Here is a 21,860-nt window from a genome sequence, read left to right on the forward strand (position 1 = left end):
CGGTTATAACCGGCAGGGAATCGAAATCTGCACACAGGTGCCAATTCCGGAACGGCTGGCGATTAGCACTCCGTATTCACTGCCGCCATGCAGCTTAATCCGGGAATCTACATTACGGATGCCGTAGCCGATCCGGGTCCCCTCAGGGGCCAGAATCTGCCGGATGGTATCCGCATTCATGCCTACCCCATTGTCTATAATCTTGAAGATGATGCTGTCCTCCCTCTTCTCCGCTACCAGCCGGATTCCGATGGTGCTGCCGAACCAGGCATGCTCCAGCACATTCTCAATCATCGGCTGCAGAATCAGCTTCACCGTCGCATACTCCAGCACCCCGGGGTCAATATCGTAATATACCGACATCCGCTCCCCGTATTTGATGCCCTGAATGGCAATATAAGCCTTGGCATGCTCAATTTCATTGCCCACGGTTGTGATAATTCCGCCCCGGTTCAAAGACAGCCGGTAGAACTTGGCCAGCTCCTGAACGAGGGTGTGCAGCTTCTGAATATCTCCGAACTGGGCCAGACGATTGATCGAGGAGAGTGTATTGTAGAGGAAATGCGGATTGATCTGCGCCTGCAGTGATTCCAGCTCCGCTTCTTTTTTCTGAAGATTGGCAACATAATTCTTATGAATCAGCTCTTCGATATTGCTGCCCATCCGGTTGAAGGCTACCGCAATCTGTGCCAGTTCGTCATTGCCCTTATACTTAATTCTCTTGTGAAAGTCTCCATCGTGAAAAGCGTTCAGCGATCCGACGATCTTCTGAATCCGCCGGGTGAAATAGCTGGATACTCCGATGCCGAGACAGGCCAGGACCAGCGCGCTGGCCAGACAGACCAGCAGAGTCATTCTCCGCACTTCGTTTGCACTCTCATCGAACTGGCTGTTCGGAATATAGGCCTGCAGCACCCATCCCACACCGTTCAGCGGTTCACTCAGCTGTAGCCGGTTACCGCTGGAATATAAGGTGCCGGAATCAGCAGTCTCCGGCGAAGATTCCAGCACCATTCTGCCGCTGCGGTCGGTCACCACAAGAGTGGCATATTCGCCGATCTTGCGGTAATCCACCGAATCCAGCAGATCCTGCATCTGAACGGTCACCCGGATTAGACCCATGCTCCGCTGCTTCTGAATATCATCCAGCCGCTGGATCAGCGAGATATTGCCATTCGCCTCATCGCGCAGAACCTGCCGCCATTGTCCGGTACCGGCCTTAGCTTCCGGCATCACAAGAGCCTGGTACCATTTCTCTTTCCGTATTCTTTGTACATGAAAAATTTCGTAACGTTTGGTCGAAAGCAGCGGATTGGGTCCAATCTCGCTGTAGTATAGTTCAGGAATGGAGTCATTCTCCAGATATAGCGACAGTCCGACATTACCTGCCGTGTAATTGAGCAGATTCTCAAGCGTAGGCATCAGGGTCTTCGTCATGGTCTCATAGCTGTACCAGCCTTGATCATAGCGCCGCAGGGCACTTTGCAGATTGAAATTATAGTATAAAGTGCTGGATATACGTTCAATATTATCCGTACGGTAGGTGATGTTATCCCGCATTTGCTGCAGTGTGCCTTGTATGTTCTCCCTCGTCTTCTGTTTGAGCGAGTTCACGGAATGACTGTAGGCGAACATGCCTACCGTACCCACAGCTACCAGCAGGCAGAACACATAAGGCAGAATCAGCTTGTATCCGTAGGGCATGCTTAGCCTGCGCCACATCTTACAGATGTCTCCTGTAGTCGCCCGGGCTGACTCCGTAATAATCCTTGAATTGCTTGCTGAAATGGGACAGATTCTTATAGCCGACCCGCTGGGCAGCTTCATAAACCTTAAGCTTCGGGTCACCAAGCAGCAGCTTCACCCGTTCCAGCCGTCTTAAGGAGACATAGTCGGAGAAATAGACTCCCTTCTCTTCAAAGAAAATCTGTCCCAGATGATTGGGCGAGAAGGAGAAATGATTGGCAGCATCCCGCAGCATCACGTTGTGCTCCAGACGTTCCTCTATATAAGCTTCAATCTCCTGTACGAGCTTGCGTTTCTTGCCCTGCCGTTTACGCTGCAAATGCTCCGACAGCTCGAACATACGGCGGCGCAGCCAGGATTTCATATCCTGGGTAGTCTCGAAATGGTAGAGAATGCTCAGATGCTTCCGGTCCAGTCCGAGCACCCCGTAGAAGTCCTCATTAATCGTATGCAAATAAGCATCGAGCTTCGACACCACATGCAGAAACAGCTGATAGATCTCCAGCTTGGTCTCCATATGCCCTACCCACACGAACAGCTCCTCATTACAATCGTCGATGGCAACCAGCCGGTAAGAGGACATGGCCTGAAACAAGGCCTGGAGAATATCATCAAGATCCTTAGCTTCAGCCGTAACCGGCCCTCTGGCATCCGTGTGCAGTATCAGCTTGCCTTTGCCCAGGAACAGCTTCAATCCTAGGGCTTCCTTGGCCCGCTGGAAGGAGAAATGCAGCTCCTTCAGACTGTTCACCAGCGGTCCGGCTCCTATGGTCACTGTCAGCGGAGTTCCGCTGACCGCATGATGAATGAATTCCCTTAGCCGTCCATGCTCTACACGTTCTTCAAGGATTAGAGCAAAATGGAACTGATCCAGTCTGCAGACCTGAATCCGTTCCATCGCACAGAACTGTTCAACCGACAGGCTCAGCTGCTGCTCTACTGCCGCTTGGGCCTCCTCACTATATCCGTTCAGCTTCCAGGCCAGGTCATCTGGTTCCAGCAGAGCGGTGTACAGGCGGGATCTTTGCCATGCAATCCCCATGCGTTGAAGCAGCGGCAATACCCGGTCCTCATCCGGTGTTCCATCGAGAAGCTGCATGAACAGCTCACGCTTCAGCAGGGGTTCCGACTCCGAGAAATAATGCTCCAGATGGCTATGCGCCCGTTCCTTGTTCAGGGCCTCCTTCACATCAATCAACGTCCGCCGCATATCCTCATCGTCCACAGGCTTCAGAATATAACCGCAGGCACTCATGGAAATGGCCTGCTTGGCATACTGGAAATCCTCATAACCGCTGACAAAAACAATCTTCAGCATCGGATTCAGCTCAAGTGCTCTGCGGGCAAGCTCCATCCCGGTCATAATCGGCATCTTGATATCCGTAACGACAATATCCACCTGCTGCGCTTCCAGCACTTCAAGCGCCTCGAAGCCGCTGCTTGCGGCTGCACACACTTCCATGTCCATATCTTCCCAGTTCATGAAGTATTGCAGACCCTTCAGATCCAGCAGCTCATCGTCAACCAGCAGCACCTTATACATTCCATCCCCTCCTTCAGACCGCTTGCTGCCAAGGCGCAAGAGCGGAGGTTATCCCCTTAAGGCGGAAGGCAGCCCCTTCCCAAATAATGGGGTATACTTGGCTTCAGTATACCCCACGCCCCAGGCAGACTCTATTGTTATTTCATCCTGCTGAGGTTGTTCTGCCATCTTTCCGTCTGGTACGCCAGCAGCTTACCGTAACCCGCTTTTGAGGCGTCTTCATTCGCTTGGTTAATCAGGCTCAGCACCTCTTCATCACTCTTGGCATACAGCGTCTTGGCAAAAGCCTCCTGATAGATATCGTTAACGGCAGTGGCAATGGTTCCTTCTTCCGAATCCGGAAGCGGATCAAGGTTCACGAATTCCGTAAAGTTTCGGGAAGTCTTCCAGGTCACTTTCTGCTGTGCCAGCGTCGTCCAATTCTGCTTGTCAGCCGGCAGCTGCGCATCCATCTTGGCTTTGGTCTGATCGATGAATGTCGTATTGCCTACCCAGTTGAAGCGGCCGATTCTTTCCTTGTCTTTTCCTGCCTGCTCTGTGCTAAGACCCCCGGCATTCAGAATCGGTACTCCATCTGCGTCAGTCTCATCCCAGTAGAGCCCCTTACGTCCGAAGTTGATAATACGCTGGCCCTCCTCTCCGGTTAACCAGTCCAGATAGGAGAAGATCGCTTCAGGGTCCTTGGCATTCTTCGTAATAACAAGCACATTCCAGCCGAGGGAATTGTAATTATTCGGAGTGATTTTGGTGGCATCCAGGCCAGCTTTGTGGATCGGCCAGATGATCTCATAGCCCGCTTCCGGATCGGTAGCCTTCAGGGCACCGTCCGCTCCCCGGCCCGGATTGACCACATCGCCATCCACGTATACTGCGACGCGGCCTGTTTTCAGCTTTTCGTTAATCTGGTCGCCGGTCTGCGTGAATACATCCTGTGAAATCAGCTTGTCGCGGAACAGCTTGCTGGCATACTGCATGTTCTCAATGAAAATCGGGTCTTCAAAGATCGACTTCAGTTCATTGCCCACAGGATTAGCTCTCGTCAGATAAGGTTTGTTCTCCGCCCATCCGCCATACATGGTATCAATGCCCCGGCCTTTGGCTCCAACCTCCAGCGGAACAACATCACTGTATTTCTCCTTCACCAGCTTCAGATAGGCATACAGATCATCGAAGGTTTCCAGCTTCGGCGAGCCCAGCTCTTTATAAATTTTCTTGTTGATGATCCAACCGCCGTTGCCGTTGGGGCTTGAGGTATACCAGTTCGGGAACTGGTACAGCTTGCCGTCGTCTGAGCGGAGCATACCGAGTGTGGCTTCCCCGGCGTTATTCTTAAGATTCGGATATTTGTCGAGATAATCATCCAGTGCCACCAGCATTCCGCCTTGCCGCAGACGCTCGACACTCGCACCGCGGTCCGTCATAATGACATCCGGCAGACTGCCTGAAGCAATCATGGTGCTGAACTTCGTCTCGGCAGCGCCGCTTGACTGAACGGGAGTCATATTGACCTTAAGGGTATCGGCAATCCAGCGCGTGGTTGAGTCGGCGCCCCACTGCTCCGTAGTATCCCAGTCATAATTGCTGTAATAGCTGAAGGTTACCGGCTTCACTGTGCTTACTGCGTCTGTGGAAGGCTCCGTAGTTGCGGGTACCGCCGTTTCCGCTGCAGCAGTGGCTGCCGCCGGTTCTTTAACGGGTTCTGCCGTACCCTGAACTGCCGCGTTATTCCCTCCGCCACACCCGGCCATCAGCAGCACCGTGCATAATGCAACCGTCATTTGTGTCCATCGTTTGGTCGTCCGTTTCAAATTAAGTAACCCCTCTCTACATGTGAGTTCAAGAAATCTGCGCTACTCTTTCAAGGAACCGATGAGTACCCCTTTGACAAAATATTTTTGCAGAAACGGATACACCATAATGATCGGCAGCGTTGCCACCATAGTGGTAGCCATAATCAGCGACTTGGTGGTGACAGACTGCACCAAAGCCAGACGGTCCTGGGCTGCCGCATTGCCGACGGACTGAAGCTGATCGGTCACAATATTGGAGCTCAGGATCTGCTTCAGCAGCGTCTGGATCGGAATCAGGCTGGGATCGTTAATATAAATGCTGGCTGAGAACCAGTCATTCCAGTGATAGACGGCGGTAAAAAGGGACAGGGTTGCCACGACGGGACCCGATATGGGAAGGACGATGCGGATCAGCACACCGATATGGTTGCAGCCGTCAATCCGTGCCGATTCCGCCAGTCCCGCCGGCAGGCCAAGAAAGAAGGTCCGGAAAATAATCATATTATATACACTGATTAAGCCGGGAATAACGAGAACCCAAAAGGTGTCCATCATGCCAAACTCCCGCAGCAGCAGAAAGGTAGGAATTAAGCCGCCGCTGAAATACATTGTAATGATGCAGAAGACCATATAGAACCTGCGTCCGATCAGCTCATGACGTGATAGTCCGTAAGCCAGGATAGCCGTGAACAGCACGGACAGGATCGTTCCGGTTAGCGTTCTCAGAATGGATATCATGAACGCCTGCCCGATCCGGCTGTCCTGGAAGACGACCTCATAGTTATCAAACGTTGGGACCCGGGGCCAGAACGTGATGCCGCCCAGCGATGTATCCGAGCCCATATTGAAAGATATAACCAGGGAATTCCAGAAGGGATACAGGGTGACGAAGCCCAGCAGGATCAGAATGATATAAATGAACAGCTGCAGCACTTTATCCCCCGTTGACAGCTTCATCATAACCTGTAACCCCTTTCCCCGCAGCGTCTGATTTCATGAACATTTCTGCATCTATACCGCTTTGATGCTGCTTCGCTCACCATAGGCTGGAGCCCATTTTTCTGGCTGCCTTATTGGCCAGCGCCAGCAGTGTTACACTGACAACTGCCTTGAACAACCCTGCTGCTGCCGCGTATGAGAAGCGGTTATTCAGAATCCCCATCCGGTACACATAGGTATCGATTACATCCGACACATCACGGAGAATCGGATTCGTGGCCAGAATGAGAATATCTTCAAACCCGGCGTTAAGAATATTACCCACCGCCAGAATCATGAAGATGATAATGACTGGCCGGATACATGGCAGTGTGATCAGCTGGATCTGCTTGAATCTCCCTGCCCCGTCGATGGAAGCGGCTTCATACAGATGCGGATCAATTCCGGCAATGGCAGCCAGATAGACAATGGCGGCAAACCCCATCTCTTTCCACATCCCCGTCCCAACGAGAATACTCCAGAAATACTCCGGCACAGACAGAAAGCTGATCGGTTCAGAGGTTAGATTCAGGCTCATCAGCAGCATGTTAACGCTTCCATTATCAGTCGACAGCATCGAGCCTACGAAACCGCCGACGATCACCCACGAGAGAAAATGCGGCAGATAGCTTACGGTCTGCACGACCCGCTTGAACATCATACTCCGGACTTCATTCAACATCAGCGCCAGCAGTATCGGTGCCGGGAAGCCGAAGCAGAGCTTCAGCAGACTGATCACCATCGTGTTGCGCATGACTCTCCAGAAGTCCGGGGAATTGAAGAAAGCCTCGAAATGCTTCAGTCCCACCCATGGGCTGTGTAAAAATCCGCCGAACAGCTGATAATCCTGGAAAGCCATTAGAACTCCGTACATGGGCAGGTAACTGAAAATAAAAATGAAGATCAAAGCAGGCACTACCATCAGCTGAAGATCCCATTGTCTGATCCAGTTATTGCACCAATATACTGATTTTCCTTTCTTCCGGACAGGCAATCTCCGCTCGATTTCCACATTGGTCATCCTTCCTGTTTCTTTGCTTTACACCTTCATTCTATGATCTCCAGGAAGGAGCTACCAGTAGCGCAGCCAACGAAAACTGTGGTCCAGCAACGGAGATTTTTCCGGATCACTCCGGCTGGTTGAGTTAGTTACAGTGGGCTTATTCTTCCTCCACGGGCAATTTGATAGCTTTTACATCGTCTATATACAGTGTTCCGCTGCCCTGTGCCCCGCTGCCTTGGGCAATATAGAAGGCGAACTCTTTAATAGAACCCAGATCGATGACGCCGTTGCCGCCGGTAGACCAGCCGGGCCGCAGGAATTCGGTAAAAGGAATGCTAACAAGCACTGGCGTTGTGCCTTGAACCGGAATACTCGCTTCCCATACCTCACCGTTCGTCTCATGAAACTGAACCGCAAGCTGCCGGTTCGAGCCATCCGGCTGCAGCCAGAAGGAAATGGCTTCCATCCCCGGCCATTCCTTGCCCATGCTGCGGTAGACTCCCGCATAGCCGGGATTGCCTACCGTATAGTCCAGCTTAAGCCCGTAGATGCCGCTGTTCAGATGGTAAGTGTCCAGCGTGATCGTTGCCAGGTTACCGGAGACATTCCGCTGCCATTTGGCACGCAGGCTGCTGTTCGAGCTGCCGTACTGCTCGAAATCATCAATGAGATAACTGTCCGCAGGCGGCGGTACATACGGACCGTTGCCTGTTTCGCCGTTATGGAGCGCACGCGGATTGCTATAGAGCGCTTGAATGGCACTGAGAGAATTTTTGTCGGTCAAATATTGCGACCAGGTCATGAAATACGCATACCGGGGCTGCTTCTCCCGCAGCATATCCATGTCCGGCAGTTCCCCGTTCTCCCCGATAGCAATCGGTCTGCCGCCGCTAAGCTGCACAAGCTTGTTGTAATACGTATCCCGGTAATCGTTGTTATAGATATCCATCGCCAGCACATCTACCGCATCATGACCGGGATAATAAGGAGCAGAATCATAGGCCCATGAGCTCTCGGCATTCGGGCTCCATACCCAGATCAGATTATCCAGACCATGCAGATGGGTGAAACGGTCATACATATTGTCCCACAGCTGCCTGAACAGCTCCGGCCGCGCGCCCCACCAGAAGAATTCGGCATTCATCTCATGATACGGCCGCCACAGCACCGGAATGCCTTCGTCTCTCAGCTGAGCAAGATATCCTGCAACTTCATCCACTTGAGCAGCCCACTGATTGTAGAGTGCAGTCCCCGGAGTAACAATCTCCGCCATCTGAGCTGCTGTTACATCTCCTGTGACACTTTCCCATCCGGCGGTGGCAGAGTCCATAGGACGGGGCTCATGATACGTCAGGGTAATAATGCTGCCCGTATGACCTTTGTTGATAGCCTCGTCAATCATGGCCTGGCGCAGGGCGCTGAAATCCCCGCTGGTATAATAGGCGAAATCCGAACCCCAGATTGCCGGATAATATCCGGTCAATTCTGCTGCCGTATCATACCAAAGGGATGGCGCTTCGTAATAGTTATGCTGCCCCGTGTACACAGCATTGCCGACCGTGGCATAGAGCCGGTCCAGAAGGGCCACCGCTTCCTCCGATGCTCCCGGATTCACCGGGAACATCTTGCCGGTAGTGAGCTCAAGTGAACTCGCCGCTGACACTGCCGTCCCTTCGCTGACTGCTGTCACCTTCACCTCATAAAGACTCTCAGGTGACAGACCTTCCAGCTTATAGGCATACAAGGATTGGCCAGGAACATAAGGCACCGTTATATTGCTCCATTCAGTATCCGCCGCCTTTTTGAAGGTAATGCTATAATTCTTCACACCAAAAGGACCCGTAGCTGCCAGCCACTCCAGATCAGCGGATACACCATCTGTACGGTTCACGGTAAACCCTGCGGGCGCCCCAGGTGCAAGGTCCTCTGGAAGCTCCGGCAGCTTGCCGATATATACCTGATCCAGGAACTGATCCGTCCCCGTCTGATTCTTTGCTGTCAGCTGCATATATTCGGTGGAACCTGTTATCCGCAGCTGATTCTCCGAGCGTGCCCATACCATAGCAGTATTTGTGATCAGCGGATGCTCAGTTTCAGAGGATTCCTGATAGACACTGAGGCTTACGGTAGATGCTAGCGGGGGTACAGCTGCTGACCTGGTCCAGTAGGAAACCAGATAAGAGTCTTCCCCGTATACAGGAATCTCCTCGCTTCTGATTGCCGAATTGTCCGTCAACCGCGCCGCATATTGTCCAGCGTATGTTCCGTAGGTTATTGTCTGCACTGTTCCCGTTTCGGTCCACGGGCTGATCGAAGCCGTTTCGAAACCGCCATTAGTTAGCAGATTCACGCCCGGCGTTGCCTCCATGCCCATCACAGCACCGGATGTATTGCCGGCCGTATCTCTGGAACGCAGCATGATAGCGTATACAGAGAACGGTTCAAGGTTCTGCAAAGTATAGGTGTACGAGGTAACGGTCTCCAGATGCGGAACCGATAAGGTATTCCAGCCGGAGTCTTCTGTTTTTTTGTAAGACAGCTGGTAAGATTCGACCGCCATATCATCTGTAGAGCCCGCCCAGGTCAGCTTAAGTGAATCCGGCTCATGCTCGGCTGTCCAGGTTCCGGGAGTTGACGGCCGTTCAATGTCAACATTCTCCCGGATCAAAGCGTCATCAATATAGTAATCTTTGCTGGTGCTGTTCCAGAAGGAGAAACGGATGTACTGCACCCCGGGAGCCGGTGTGTACAGCAGCTGCTTATACTCCCACTGGGTCGAACCGGAGAAAAAGAGATATTGCTTCGTCTGCTGACTGCCGAAGGCATCCAGATCGATCGCCGCACTCGTCACTCCCGTTCCTGCGAATTTGACCCACAAGCCTACCCTGTAGGTTTTACCTTCCTGCACTGCTACGGACGCAGATGCCCCGCCTGTATTCCGCTTCACCTGAAGACTCTTCGTGCCACCATGCTTCTCGGCGGTTGTCACCACCGGACTCCCCCATTTCTCCCACGACACATCTCCCGCTTCGAAGCCGGGATTTCCAAGCAGATTCTCCCCTGCCGAATAAGATACCGCTGGCGGCAGGAGAATTGATGCAACAAACAGAGCGAGGGCCAGGCAACCATGCAACCATTTTTTGCTCGTTCGTGCAGCCACTTTGTTCAGTCCTCCATTTGAATAGAGCCGGATTATATTCGATGATTACATCGTCCGGCCCATCAAATGTAAGCGTTTTCCTAGAGACTCAACAAGAACCCGCAGCAACGAAAACTGTGTTTCAGCAATGACAACGCAGTTAAAAGCAGCAATACCCGCTACAGGCTGATTGTCCCGCGGAAAGCACCGTTGCCGCAGGTGACGGCAAGCACTTGTCTGACCTCACAATCAAGCGCAATCCCCTTCCAGCGGACAGCTCCAAGCGGGGCATGCTCCCACTCCTCCCAGGTATCTCCCCCATCCCGGCTCCAGGCCATTTCAGATTCTGTGGAGGTCCGGACCATCGGTTCGCTGGCCGATATCAGCACATCCTCTCCGTGTTCACCCCGCCCAACACAGAGTGCTGATACATTGAAGAGCTTGCCTGCCATAACCGGAAACAGCTTGTGCCAGCTCTGTCCGCCGTCACTGCTGCGCCATAGCCCTTCCGAAATAAACCCCGCATAGATTGTCCCCGGACAGGAGGGGGAGTACGCCACTGCGCTCAGTATTGAAGCCGGGCCGCCATGCTGAAAAGGAAGCCCCTCTCCTATGAAATCCCAGGTGTCACCATGGTCTGAGGATTGCCAAATCCCCTCCGTGGCTTCTCCGGCAATTAGCTGTCCTGCCAGATGCGGATTCGTATCCATGAGCTGGTTGGACCCGCAGGCATTCTTAACCTGATAGACTACAACGGACAGCAGTTCGGCTTCAATCCAGCGCTTCTGATGCGGAAGTGTCTCCACATAAGCCGGAGGCCGAAAAGCTGTGCGGTCCCATGAAGTGCCGCCGTCCCGCGACCGGTAGATTCCTGCGCCTGCACTGACTGCCCCGTCCACATAGGCATAATAGGTGCCCGGCTGATTGCCGTCCTCACGCAAAGCCTGCACGAATAACCCGGGACCCAGTGTTAAAGCTGCTCGGGCACGGTCTTCACCATCGTGGTATACAGCGATACAGGCTGTATTGCCGTGGCCGATGAGGCCGTACAGATACAATCCCGGATCTGCTGCGGAATTAACAGCCGCAGAGCTTCCGGAATAGCCGGACAGTCCGGGCAGATTGCGGAAGGAGAGACCGCCATCCTCGGTCACCTTCGGAGAATGGTCCGCCATGGTGACACAGAACTTGCGTGGCTGCAGCTTATCTGCTACCACCGCTTCCATGCAGGTGGTCTCAAGCCCCCGGAACTGCCCGGCCCGCCAGGTTATTCCGCCATCTCCGCTGTAGGCTACCCCATACCAGTTGCAGAGATAGAGGCGGCCTGGTGTGAACCGGTCTACGATAATCTTGGAGATCGCCCAGCCGGCAGCAGAAGCCCGTGAACCTCCGTTAAAGCTGTCCATGTATGCCGGAAAGCCGCTTAAATCATTATCCCTGTGATGATGCAGCAGTCTCCACCGCTCCGCGCCATCGTCTGTAACATACAGCGGTATCGGCGGGATGTCCTGCATCTGCGGGCGCAGATCAGGTGCTGTATACCAGCGCTCCGGGACATGCCAATCCTGGACAAGGGTCCCGTACCGCTGCTCTCCCTTCAGCAGACCTTCTCCGGCAGACTGCCAGGTCTGCCCTCCGTCTGCACTGCTCTTGATGCCGCCCCAGATGCAGGCGGCCAGCAGCCGCTGCGGGTCCCGGCTGTCGAATGACAGCCCGGCAAAGCTGGGACCTTCAACCAGCAGCTCCCACGATTGTCCCGAGTCACGGCTGAGATACAGCCTGCCCGCCTTCCCCCGTGGGCGGTCCTGCAGCAGTCCTAATATGCCGTACTCCCCCGGATCGGCATAATCCATATTCAGCTCCTCATCGCTGATCGTTCCGGCATATAACATACCCGGCTGATCCGGGTGAAAAGCTACACACCCGAAACGCTCCTCCGGAAGGCTGCTCTGCTCCCAGCTCTCTCCTTCATCCCTGCTGATCCAGAGTCCGCCGGTATACCCGCCGGCCGCTACAATTCCGGGATGAAAGGGATCTACGGCAATGACCTCCCCGTACATCCGGGTCGGCCCGTTGCCGTAGAAGCCCATCCCGCCGCAGACCTCATACCAGCTGTTCCCGCCATCTGCCGACTTGTGCACCGCGCCGTAGAAGGTCCTGCTCCTCACTTCGCCGCAGCAGCGGAACATCACCTCCGGGTGATGACTGCTAATGGCAAAGCTCTGCACCTGATGGTGGTAAGCCTGGGTCAATCCCCGGTTCAGGGTCTCCCAGCTCTCCCCGCCATCACTGCTGCGGAAGACGCCCGCCACATCACAGCGGGCATATAATACACGGTTGTCCGCCGGATGCTGCAGAAGGCCGGTAATATAACCGCCTCCGCCCAGCGCCGCCGGCAGCAAGACACCTGGCAGATTTAATGAATTTTCCATGTCAGCTTCTCCCCCTCGCTCCAGTTCCTCTAAGCATAACTTGGAGCTGACCAGAGCGGCATCCCCGGCAGCAACGATATCTACCGCTGAACAAAGAATGTGAATCGCAGTACAAAGCTGCTGCTTCTTTTCTAAATTCATAATTGCCTAAATCAGGACAAAGTGGCCGTACTGTATTCAAGAATAAAGTATTCGTCTGACCGGGTTTCATCAAGCTAACGGGCAGTATACTTTCGTAAGCAGGCAGGCTATATGCCTCAATGAGAATCTAAAATAGGAAATAAGCACAGATTAAATTCTCTTTTACAAAAGGTTTTTTACCATTATCATTTCATAAAAAGATAAAGTAGGGGGATTTGAAATGACTATAATAAAACCTGTTCGCGGTATATTTTTTGACCTTGGTTGGACAATTTTCCGTCCAGCAACAGGTGATTGGAGAATAACAGTAAAAGCTTTGGAATATATAAATCCACAAATTCTATGGTCAATACCACAAGATAAATTTAATACTGTAATTTCAAAAGCAAATGAATACGTTAAAAATGAAATTTACAAAACTGAAAATGAGGAGCTTGAAAGGTATATTAATTACTATAAAACGATTGCAGAAATGTTACCAGAAATCGATATTACATACGAACAAGCTGAAATTATTGCATATGATAGAGTGTATAACGATTCTAATTACGTTTTTTTTGATAATACAAAGAAGACAATTCGAGGTCTGAAAGAAAAGTATAAGATTGGAGTTATTTCAGATACTGACCCATCAATTAAAAGGGTCTTAAAAAATGCAGGTATATATGATTATTTTGATACTATGACACTTAGTTTTGAACTTGGAGAAACTAAGCCAAGTCTTGGCATGTTTAGACACGCACTTGAGGCTATGAATTTGCCAGCAATAGAAACAGTATTTATCGATGATTATGAAAAGAACTTAGATAGTGCATCAACCTTGGGTATGCAATCAGTTTTAACCCTTTCAAGACCAAACTCTGATGAAAGTACAAAACATCTAAACATTAAGAAGTTTTCCGATTTGTTGTTATATTTATAAAATTAGAAATTGATTTAACATTGTATTTTATGCACACGTACATTGATCTTATGTAATTCCGCTGACGGGAACGATAGCGCTATGACAATAGGCAGGCGAAATCATTAGATGCCTATTAAGCTAACGGGCAGTTTCGTTTAAGGAGCCGATACTTTATTAATACAAAGCAGAAGGATCCGCCGCAGCGGATCCTTCTTACTTCTGTTGCCAAGAACAGCTCAAATCTCTTTTAGTAGTGGAAAATGAAACTAGTGCCCGCAATTGGATAACAAAAGCCGAATGAGTGGGAAACTTCACGTTCTGTTCTTTTCTGTTAGAGATTGGGGGAGTCCCCCGGTCTAAACAACTTTTTCACTCCATAAATGAGCGCTCGTTCGAGACGTCGTATTTTAGAATGTCCATTGTCATCTTGTTCCCCCACTTTTTCAAAAACGGCGCTGACTCATGTCTTTCAACATGGGCCGTCAGCGATTCTTGATCTTGCCACCGCTGGACAGTCAGCATACGTCCGGTGCGTGCATCTTCCAAAGTAAAGGCATAAAACAGGCATCCCTTTTCAGCTCTCGTGCTGGAAACAACGGCCTGAACTTCTGCAGTGAACTCATTCACATCAGATGGATCTAGGTGAGCGTAACCCATGAGTATCATCATTGCTGTTCATCCTTTTCTTAAGTGAGTAAATTGTTTCATAACTAATTCTAATTCTGCTTAGAGAGTGATAATCGTTCGAGCTGCCGTCCTTACACGATCGTGAGCACGATTTTGCCTTGAATGTGTCCACCGGATACCCGCTCATGCGCCTTGCGAGCATCGGAGAGTGGGAATGTACTATCAATGGCGACGCGAACCGTCCCCGCGTCGAGTAAGCGTCCTAATTCCGCCAACTGCGGACCATTGGAGCGCACCTGGGTCATTGATACCGTGATGCCCAGTTTCGCGGCTTCCTCAGCGTCAGAGAAGCCTATGAATACCGGGAACAAAGCTCCGCCTCGCTTGAGCGTGCGCAAGAATCGACCGGTTGTTGGACCACCAAGGGTATCGAGGACGAGATCAACGTCTTTGGCGATATCCTCAGGAGAGTTTTTGGTATAATCAATGAATTCGTCAGCACCAAGCCCGCGCAGGAATGACTCATGTTTACCCGATGCGACCGCGATGACATGCGCGCCCTGCCATTTAGCCAGTTGTACCGCTATATGCCCCACGCCGCCCGCAGCGCCATTGATGAGTACCGTCTTGCCCTTAAGCGGCACCGGACGATGCGGCTCCGGTTGAAACGGATTCGCTTCACTATGCCCCAGCTCCATCAGGAACTGCCATCCGGTGAGACCTGCCATTGGCGCTCCTGCAGCAAGCACGTGATCGATGCCAGCCGGTTTCAGCGCAAGATCTGATGCTGGTGCGGTGACGTACTCGGCATAAGCAGTGCTCTCCCCCATACTAGGAAAACGAACCATACCGAAAACTTCATCGCCGACGGAGAAGCCATGCACATCCCTAGCTACCGCCTCGACGACGCCCGACACGTCCGACCCCAGAATCAAGGGAAAGGACACCGCTGGCTGCCACTCAGGAGGAAGATCCTTATACCCTTCGCGCAAATACCAGTCAGGCGGATTGATGCCAACCGCGTGAACGCGGACCAGCACCTCACCTGGTTTCAGCTCGGGAAAAGGCGCCTCCTCGTAACGCAGTACCTCTGGGCCGCCGAATTCATACTGACGAATTGCTTTCATTGTATCTTTAGACATCTGGCTTTCTCCCTTCATGCAAATGAGTTATACTTACCAGAGCAGCGCTCCGTTTAAACGGATCACCGTTCCGCTTATGATTATACGGAGCACTGCTCCTATTGTCAAGGGGGGATAACTATGCGATCCGATGCAAAGAAAAACTATGAGCACATACTGACAATCGCGAACGTCGTTGTAACTGAGCACGGCGCCGATGCCTCGCTGCGCGATATCGCACGCAGAGCTGGTGTCGGGCTCGGCACACTATATCGTCATTTTCCGACCAGAGAGGCGCTGCTTGATACATTGCTCCGTGCAGGTTTCGACGAGTTGACCGTAAAGGCATGTGAGCTCGAGACTGCGGATTCACCCGGTGATGCACTTGTGTCTTGGCTACGTGAGGTCGTTACATTCACTGGGATCTATCAGGGTGTTGTGTCAGTTATGGTTGAGGCTATGGAGGACACGGAGTCCGCACTCCACGCTTCGTGCGTCACGTTACGAGAGGCAGGTGCACGGCTTCTCGTTCGCGCTCAGTCCAGGGGACTTGCGCGTACCGACATGAACGGTGATGACCTGTTCGCGCTAGCTGCTGCACTTGCGTGGCTCGGCGACCAGCCCTCGTCAGTGCCACGAGCTGAGCATGTTTTTAGTATTATTGTGAGCGCAATTCTAACGAATGGAGCGAGCAGCGATTTCAAGGCATAGCTGCGAACTTAGGGCAGGTTGGACCCATAGTGGAGGTTAGTTAAACAACAACAGCGGCAGAAGAAGACTTTATCTATGCAGTCTTCTTCTACCGCTGCTTCATTTTATGGATCGTCTAAAACTTATTTGTCCACAACTGATGTACATCATCTTCCTAACTAAAAAAAAAACTGAACCCCGTCCCCGGGATTCAGTCTCACTATCCACTCAAATCATAACCTAGGCTTGAACCAGCACGCCATCCTCCAGATGAAGCACACGGTCGCACCACTCCAGCATGCGGTCATCGTGGGTTACCATGACAGCTGCCTTGCCTTCGCTCCGCACCTCATCGGCGATCATCCGCACTACTTCTCTGCCGCGGCTGTAATCCAGACTCGCTGTCGGCTCATCTGCGAACAGGATAGCCGGTTTGTTCATCCACGCCCGGGCAATGGCCACACGCTGCTTCTCACCGCCGGACAACTGCTCGGGATACTGATTGCGCCGCTCCCAGATTTCCAGACGCTTCAGCAGATAGGTTGCCCGAACCTTGGCTTCCTTCGTGGTGAGCTTGGCCAGCTTGGCAACATAGAGCAGCTGTTCCTCCACCTTCAGGAAAGGCAGCAGCTGTGCGCTCTGGAACATGAACCCGATCTTTTGCAGCCTCAGCTCCGTCAAAGCCCCTTTGTCTTTGTCACGCAGTGATTCACCATCGATGAAGATTTCCCCGCTTGTTGGGGTGAGCAGAGCACCGGCGGCAGAGAGAAAAGTGCTTTTGCCGGACCCTGAAGGACCCAATACCGCTACGAATTCACCTTCGTTTACCGTAAAATCCAGGTTATTCAGAACAGTCATTGCCCCGTCTCCGTCCCCGTAGGTTTTGGTCACTTGCTTCATGATTAATTTGGCGCTCATGCTCCAGTCCTCCCTATCGCTTCCAAGGCATCCACCTTGGCTACTCTTGCTACAGATATCAGTGAACCCAGCAGTGACATTCCGATGAACAGCAGGCTGGTCAGAATCATCGTCTGCCCGTCCAGCTGGAACGGCATCGCATCCGGCAGCCCCATATTCATTCCGAACGTAAGCAGCAGGCTCAGTGCCAGACTGGCTACAGACAGAATCAGGACTTGGCCGACCACGCTCCAGGCTAAATAGGACATTTTGGTACCCATTGCCTTAAGAATACCGAACTGGCTGGTCTTCTGGATTGTGATGACGTAGAAGAATACGGCAAGTACAACTGCAGCAATAATGAACAGGAAGGCTATCATCATAAGCAGAGAATTCTGTTCAGCCGCATATCCGGGGACACTGGAAATCGCCTGTTTCTGGGTAATCACCTCTACCGCCTGCTGCTGTCCGGCAATTTCAGATGCCTGTGCAGAAGATACTTTTAGCGCAATAACGTTGTAAGGAGCATCACTTGAATTACTTGAACTGCTGCCGCTCTGGACCGCCCCTTGCTTCATGGCCTGCCAATCCAGCTGGTTAATATATACCACCGGCGTATGGCTGTAAGAGCTGTCTTTCACAAAACCGCTAACCGTCCAGCTCATGCCCGTTGCCTGATCACTGATTGTACTGCCGATCGTGACACCGGACTCTTCCAGCTTCGAATCTACCACGGCACTCCCTTGAACTTCATTGGTGATTCCAGCACCATCCTTCACTTCAGGAGCCAGCATCCCCGCCATATCTACGGCAAAAAAAGTAATGTCCGCCTTCACATCCGCATCGGCAGCAGTAATAGTACTGGTCTGCACGCCAAGCGGAGTTGCCTTCGCCTCCCCGGCTACCGCACGGGCTGCTGCAAGCTCCGAATCGCCTAATTGTGAACGTCTAAACGTATGGTCAGCGTCGCTCTGCACGACAAAATAATTCGCAGGCATATTCTCCAGTGCCGAGATATTTGCATAGGCAAGTCCTCTGGCCAGGCCCGTTACGAACAGGACCAGAAACGAAACCAGCAGCATAATCACCATTATGAGGCTGTAGCGTGCTTTGGAATGCCTCATCTCCCGTAAAGCCAAAAACATATAACCACTCCTTCTAATCTGTATATCCACAGTTTAGAGGATGAAAATGAACGGAGTATGAATAAAGAATTACATTATACAGATTGAACAATAGTTCATCTGTTACTATACGTCTGCTCACTCTGAATAGTGGCTGGGCAAAGTGACAGTAAAAGTGGTGCCCTCTCCAACTGTACTTGCCACCTCGATTGTACCGTTATGCGCCTGGATAATCTTCTGTGCAATGGCCAGCCCCAGCCCGCTGCTGTTGCTGTCACGGGTGCGCGCCTGATCCACTTTGTAGAACCGGTCGAAGATCATCGGCAGCTGCTCCGCAGGAATCCCTTCACCGTTATCCGTCACCGTTACAGTACACGTATGATCGTCTGCACGTGCTGCAATGCTGATTGTGCCGCCCGCCGGAGTGTACTTCACGGCATTCGAGACCAGGTTCATCCATACCTGATAGAGCAGGTTAGGGTCGCCTTCCAGTGTAATTTCAGCTACGTGCAGCCGGACCGCAAGCTCCTTCTCTGTAAGATGCCATTCCATAATCTGCATGACCTGGCGGAGCTGGGCACGGAGGTCGAAGCTTCGCTTCTGCAGGGCATGTTCTTCATAGTCGAGTGAGGATAAAGTGAGCAGCTGCTTGCTGAGCACGGATAGCCGGCGGCTCTCTTCATCAATGATCGACAGGTACTCCAGCCTCTGGGGTTCGGGCAGTGTACCGTCTTTGAGCGCATGGGCAAAGCCCTGGATGGACGTCAGCGGAGATTCAATTTCATGCGAGACATTGGCGACAAATTCCTGACGCGCCCGGTTCGTGCGTTCCAGCTCCCGGCTCATCGTCATGAAATGGGAGGCCAGCTGGCCGATTTCATCGCGCCGGGCGGTATATAATTTGATGTCGTACCTGCCTTTGGATATTTTGAGCGTAGCCTCGGTTAGCCGCGTTATGGGCTTCACCACATGGAATACTGTAATGAGCATGAACCACAGGCTGAATAAGATAATGACGCCAATCAGCACGGCAAAAAAGATCCGCAGCTCCCCAAACTGCACCTCAGCATCCGGACGCATGAACAATGCATAAGTCTGTCCGGTGATCTGAACAGGTACACCAATCGAATTGCTGAGCTGATTATCGAAGAAGCCAGTGATAAATGCTGAGCTGGGGAAATTACCGACTCCGTGGTAAATGCCCCCCGCCAGCACCTTTTGCAGCGCTCCCTCCTGCAGGTCATTTTTGCGGAAAGGCAGGCCGTAGAATTGTTCATCGCCGTTGTCATTGGACAGATACATCTTGTACCCTAACGAGGCTGTACTCAGCAGATACTCCTCCACCGCATCCGGGTGGTCCTGAATGAACTGCTGCAAGCCGATGGCCATTTTGGTCAGCTTAGCATCGTTCTGCGGTTTGATTTTGGCCTGATAATAGAGATTGGAGACGAGGAACCCCAGTACACTGCTGATCACTATAACCGAGCAGAACACAATACTCATTCTTACATACAGCGATCTCATGTGTTCACCATGTCCACTTTGTAGCCAATCCCGCGTACGGTGCGAATCGTGAAATCATTCTGGTAGTCGCTGAACCGCTGGCGCAGCCGTTTGATATGCACATCTACCGTCCGCTCATCCCCCTCATAATCTGCTCCCCAGACCCGTTCGATCAGCTCACTGCGCGAGAATAGCCGTCCGGGATATTGCGCCAGCTGGGCCAGCAGCTCGAATTCCTTCACCGGCAGCAAAAGCACCTCATTCCCGTCACTGATCTCATAATTCTTTCGGTCAATCACCAGTGAGTTCAGGCGGATTTTATCGTCAGAGGCAATCGAATAGCGGCGGAACAGTGCCTTAATGCGGAACAGCAGCTCCTCCGGTTCAAAAGGCTTGGTCACATAATCATCCGTCCCGCGCAGATACCCCTGCTCCTTGTCGCTGAGCTGTTGGCGGGCCGTCAGGAGGATCACCGGAATATCGTAAGTTTCCCTTATGTACGAGCATAGCTCCAGACCATCCATGTGCGGCATCATCACATCCACTACCGCGAGATCCACTGTCTGCTCCTGCATCAGGGTTACCGCTTCCCGGCCGTCGCCGGCTTCCAGGACATGATACCCCTCTCTCGTCAAGACATGCCGCAGCAGCGTGCGGATATGGACATCATCGTCGGCTACTATAATTTTTTTCAACTGTAAGCTCTCCCTCCGGGCTTGCCGAATTCAATGACATCATACTAGCAACAAACCATTCTTAAGACAAGCCTATGAGCCTTCACCCGTTCTTGTGAGAAAAGGCATAATGCTCTCCTTCAGCGGTGTGACAGGACGCCCCATTAGCCGTTCCAAGTCTCCTGAAGTGGATGAGGTATCCAGCTTGCTCATAAAAGCATAGATCCAGTGCTGAGCTGCGGCATCCTGACGGTGTACCACGGGCTTCCCGGCAACCCCGGTTAATACTTCAGTCAGATCAACAAAATCCCAGGTATGTGCAGCGGCCAGCTCATAAATAGGATTGCCTGGTTCTCCTTCAAGAAGCACAGCCGCAGCTGCCAGCGCAAGATCTCCACGGGTTACCGAATTGAACTTCCATTCACCCGGAGCGGTAATCAATTCCCCGCTGGACAGAGCTTCCTTCAGCCCCAGCACTCCTACGAAATCAATGTATAAGGCATTGCGCAAAAAGGTATATTCCAGTCCGGAGTCTATAATCGCCTGCTCGGTTAGCGTGTGCACATTGTCCGGATTGCTCTGCTCAGATCTCTGCCGGGGAAAAGCAAAACCCGTATAGAGAATATGCCCGACACCGCTTCGCTTAGCAGCATCAATGACCCGCTTGTGCTGGATCAGACGTATGCCGTCATCCGTATTCGAGCTGGAGATTAGCAGCAGCCGGGATATCCCGCGAAAAGCTTCGTCCAGCGATTCCGTCACATCGTAATCGGCATAACGGACTTCTACGCCTTGCTCCCGTAGATACGCCGCCTGCTCCAGCTTCCGCACTCCGGCTACAAGCTGTTCTGCGGGGATACGGCTGCGCAAATTTTCTATGATCAGACTTCCCAATTGTCCGGTAGCGCCAGTAATCATTATCTTCATTCTTATCTCTCCCTTGTATGTTCGCTCAATTTGTTCAGCAGACCCAGCAGCTGGTGCAGCTCCGTTTCATCCAGACGCTTCATCACGCTGGCAACAGCTTCCCGGTTTCCAGGCAACTGTTCAGACAGCAGGACGCGGCCAGCTTCGGTAATCGAAATCACCGTCTTGCGTCCATCCTTGGCATGATCCGCACGGGAGATATAACCGTCTTTCTCCAGCGGAGTGAGCAGGAGGCTGATATTGGCTTTGGTTACACCGATTCTCTCAGCGAGCAGTGAAGGCAGTATCGCTCCCCCTTGCTTCGCAATCTCTACCAGTACGCGAATTCTTGCCCCGTTCAGCCCTTGAGCCTGCCAGTATTTCTCGGATACGGCTACTGCATGGGCTGTCGCTCCCACCATAGCGAAGAAAACCTCATTGTGGAGCGGCAGCTCCAGCACATACTTTTGCAGTGCATCCATCCGTGCATCCAGCCGATCATTCATTCTTTCACTCATAAGTCCATTCATAGAATCATCCATCAGTCCGTTCAATTGTTCGTCGGCTGGTTTATTCATCCGCTCACCCATTCTATCATTCAAAGTTTTGTCCATATCGCCCTTTATTGAGACATAACGCCTC

At 52.1% G+C, this 21,860-nt stretch carries 17 protein-coding genes; 2 read left to right on the plus strand and 15 right to left on the minus strand.

Annotated features, from left to right (window positions below; translation table 11 throughout):
- Positions 1-3: 3 nt before the first annotated feature.
- From MKX70_RS22860 to MKX70_RS22890, 7 genes are all read right to left on the minus strand, one after another.
- Positions 4-1,722 carry a cache domain-containing sensor histidine kinase gene (locus MKX70_RS22860; RefSeq protein WP_340840807.1) on the minus strand — a complete coding sequence of 573 codons (1,719 nt, stop codon included), beginning with the start codon at positions 1,720-1,722 and terminating at the stop codon, positions 4-6.
- A gap of 1 nt (position 1,723) precedes the next feature.
- Positions 1,724-3,289 (minus strand): response regulator, encoded by a 1,566-nt coding sequence (locus tag MKX70_RS22865; RefSeq protein WP_340840808.1) that lies wholly within the window; start codon positions 3,287-3,289, stop codon positions 1,724-1,726.
- Between the two features lie 137 nt (positions 3,290-3,426).
- Positions 3,427-5,067: an extracellular solute-binding protein gene (locus MKX70_RS22870; protein WP_445323712.1), complete on the minus strand. Its 1,641-nt coding sequence runs from the start codon at positions 5,065-5,067 to the stop codon at positions 3,427-3,429.
- Between the two features lie 72 nt (positions 5,068-5,139).
- Positions 5,140-6,039: a carbohydrate ABC transporter permease gene (locus MKX70_RS22875; RefSeq protein ID WP_042137056.1), complete on the minus strand. Its 900-nt coding sequence runs from the start codon at positions 6,037-6,039 to the stop codon at positions 5,140-5,142.
- Positions 6,040-6,115: 76 nt separating this feature from the next.
- Positions 6,116-7,078 carry an ABC transporter permease gene (locus MKX70_RS22880; RefSeq protein WP_042236258.1) on the minus strand — a complete coding sequence of 321 codons (963 nt, stop codon included), beginning with the start codon at positions 7,076-7,078 and terminating at the stop codon, positions 6,116-6,118.
- A 139-nt stretch (positions 7,079-7,217) separates the two neighbouring features.
- Positions 7,218-10,220, minus strand: a complete 3,003-nt coding sequence (locus MKX70_RS22885) for a glycosyl hydrolase (RefSeq protein WP_340840810.1) — start codon at positions 10,218-10,220, stop codon at positions 7,218-7,220.
- Between the two features lie 158 nt (positions 10,221-10,378).
- On the minus strand, positions 10,379-12,631 hold the full coding sequence (locus MKX70_RS22890) for a hypothetical protein (protein ID WP_340840811.1): 2,253 nt from the start codon (positions 12,629-12,631) through the stop codon (positions 10,379-10,381).
- A gap of 361 nt (positions 12,632-12,992) precedes the next feature.
- Between MKX70_RS22890 and MKX70_RS22895 the strand changes: the two genes are divergently transcribed.
- The gene (locus tag MKX70_RS22895) at positions 12,993-13,694 is read left to right on the plus strand and encodes an HAD family hydrolase (protein ID WP_340840812.1); all 702 of its coding nucleotides are present in this window, start codon (positions 12,993-12,995) and stop codon (positions 13,692-13,694) included.
- A gap of 351 nt (positions 13,695-14,045) precedes the next feature.
- Here the strand turns inward: MKX70_RS22895 and MKX70_RS22900 are convergent, their stop codons facing one another.
- Both MKX70_RS22900 and MKX70_RS22905 read right to left on the minus strand, forming a co-directional pair.
- Positions 14,046-14,345 (minus strand): putative quinol monooxygenase, encoded by a 300-nt coding sequence (locus tag MKX70_RS22900; protein ID WP_340786450.1) that lies wholly within the window; start codon positions 14,343-14,345, stop codon positions 14,046-14,048.
- An 89-nt stretch (positions 14,346-14,434) separates the two neighbouring features.
- The gene (locus tag MKX70_RS22905; RefSeq protein WP_340840814.1) at positions 14,435-15,445 is read right to left on the minus strand and encodes an NADP-dependent oxidoreductase; all 1,011 of its coding nucleotides are present in this window, start codon (positions 15,443-15,445) and stop codon (positions 14,435-14,437) included.
- Positions 15,446-15,565: 120 nt separating this feature from the next.
- Between MKX70_RS22905 and MKX70_RS22910 the strand changes: the two genes are divergently transcribed.
- The gene (locus MKX70_RS22910) at positions 15,566-16,135 is read left to right on the plus strand and encodes a TetR/AcrR family transcriptional regulator (protein ID WP_340840815.1); all 570 of its coding nucleotides are present in this window, start codon (positions 15,566-15,568) and stop codon (positions 16,133-16,135) included.
- A gap of 219 nt (positions 16,136-16,354) precedes the next feature.
- On the opposite strand, the gene MKX70_RS22915 is transcribed toward MKX70_RS22910, so the two are convergent.
- From MKX70_RS22915 to MKX70_RS22940, 6 genes are all read right to left on the minus strand, one after another.
- A complete protein-coding gene (locus tag MKX70_RS22915; RefSeq protein ID WP_042236243.1) occupies positions 16,355-17,032 on the minus strand; it encodes an ABC transporter ATP-binding protein in 678 nt (225 codons plus the stop codon).
- Positions 17,029-18,156 (minus strand): ABC transporter permease, encoded by a 1,128-nt coding sequence (locus tag MKX70_RS22920; RefSeq protein WP_042236240.1) that lies wholly within the window; start codon positions 18,154-18,156, stop codon positions 17,029-17,031. The genes MKX70_RS22915 and MKX70_RS22920 overlap by 4 nt, the downstream gene beginning before the upstream one ends.
- Before the next feature lie 117 nt (positions 18,157-18,273).
- On the minus strand, positions 18,274-19,659 hold the full coding sequence (locus MKX70_RS22925; protein ID WP_340840816.1) for a sensor histidine kinase: 1,386 nt from the start codon (positions 19,657-19,659) through the stop codon (positions 18,274-18,276).
- Positions 19,656-20,333 (minus strand): response regulator transcription factor, encoded by a 678-nt coding sequence (locus MKX70_RS22930; RefSeq protein WP_039292716.1) that lies wholly within the window; start codon positions 20,331-20,333, stop codon positions 19,656-19,658. The genes MKX70_RS22925 and MKX70_RS22930 overlap by 4 nt, the downstream gene beginning before the upstream one ends.
- A gap of 72 nt (positions 20,334-20,405) precedes the next feature.
- Positions 20,406-21,239 (minus strand): NAD(P)H-binding protein, encoded by an 834-nt coding sequence (locus MKX70_RS22935; RefSeq protein WP_340840817.1) that lies wholly within the window; start codon positions 21,237-21,239, stop codon positions 20,406-20,408.
- A gap of 2 nt (positions 21,240-21,241) precedes the next feature.
- Complete coding sequence (locus MKX70_RS22940) at positions 21,242-21,796, minus strand: MarR family winged helix-turn-helix transcriptional regulator (RefSeq protein WP_331281918.1); 555 nt, start codon at positions 21,794-21,796, stop codon at positions 21,242-21,244.
- Positions 21,797-21,860: the final 64 nt, after the last annotated feature.

This window comes from Paenibacillus sp. FSL R7-0312 (assembly GCF_038004445.1).
In the GTDB taxonomy this organism is placed as follows: domain Bacteria; phylum Bacillota; class Bacilli; order Paenibacillales; family Paenibacillaceae; genus Paenibacillus_AQ.

What these genes read in the sequence shown, in the direction of transcription:
- MKX70_RS22860 (WP_340840807.1), bottom strand. Translation starts at nt 1,722, where the DNA reads ATGTGGCGCAGGCTAAGCATGCCCTACGGATACAAGCTGATTCTGCCT.
- MKX70_RS22865 (WP_340840808.1), bottom strand. Translation starts at nt 3,289, where the DNA reads ATGTATAAGGTGCTGCTGGTTGACGATGAGCTGCTGGATCTGAAGGGT.
- MKX70_RS22870 (WP_445323712.1), bottom strand. Translation starts at nt 5,067, where the DNA reads ATGACGGTTGCATTATGCACGGTGCTGCTGATGGCCGGGTGTGGCGGA.
- MKX70_RS22875 (WP_042137056.1), bottom strand. Translation starts at nt 6,039, where the DNA reads ATGATGAAGCTGTCAACGGGGGATAAAGTGCTGCAGCTGTTCATTTAT.
- MKX70_RS22880 (WP_042236258.1), bottom strand. Translation starts at nt 7,078, where the DNA reads ATGACCAATGTGGAAATCGAGCGGAGATTGCCTGTCCGGAAGAAAGGA.
- MKX70_RS22890 (WP_340840811.1), bottom strand. Translation starts at nt 12,631, where the DNA reads ATGGAAAATTCATTAAATCTGCCAGGTGTCTTGCTGCCGGCGGCGCTG.
- MKX70_RS22895 (WP_340840812.1), top strand. Translation starts at nt 12,993, where the DNA reads ATGACTATAATAAAACCTGTTCGCGGTATATTTTTTGACCTTGGTTGG.
- MKX70_RS22900 (WP_340786450.1), bottom strand. Translation starts at nt 14,345, where the DNA reads ATGATGATACTCATGGGTTACGCTCACCTAGATCCATCTGATGTGAAT.
- MKX70_RS22905 (WP_340840814.1), bottom strand. Translation starts at nt 15,445, where the DNA reads ATGTCTAAAGATACAATGAAAGCAATTCGTCAGTATGAATTCGGCGGC.
- MKX70_RS22910 (WP_340840815.1), top strand. Translation starts at nt 15,566, where the DNA reads ATGCGATCCGATGCAAAGAAAAACTATGAGCACATACTGACAATCGCG.
- MKX70_RS22915 (WP_042236243.1), bottom strand. Translation starts at nt 17,032, where the DNA reads ATGAGCGCCAAATTAATCATGAAGCAAGTGACCAAAACCTACGGGGAC.
- MKX70_RS22920 (WP_042236240.1), bottom strand. Translation starts at nt 18,156, where the DNA reads ATGTTTTTGGCTTTACGGGAGATGAGGCATTCCAAAGCACGCTACAGC.
- MKX70_RS22925 (WP_340840816.1), bottom strand. Translation starts at nt 19,659, where the DNA reads ATGAGATCGCTGTATGTAAGAATGAGTATTGTGTTCTGCTCGGTTATA.
- MKX70_RS22935 (WP_340840817.1), bottom strand. Translation starts at nt 21,239, where the DNA reads ATGAAGATAATGATTACTGGCGCTACCGGACAATTGGGAAGTCTGATC.
- MKX70_RS22940 (WP_331281918.1), bottom strand. Translation starts at nt 21,796, where the DNA reads ATGAATAAACCAGCCGACGAACAATTGAACGGACTGATGGATGATTCT.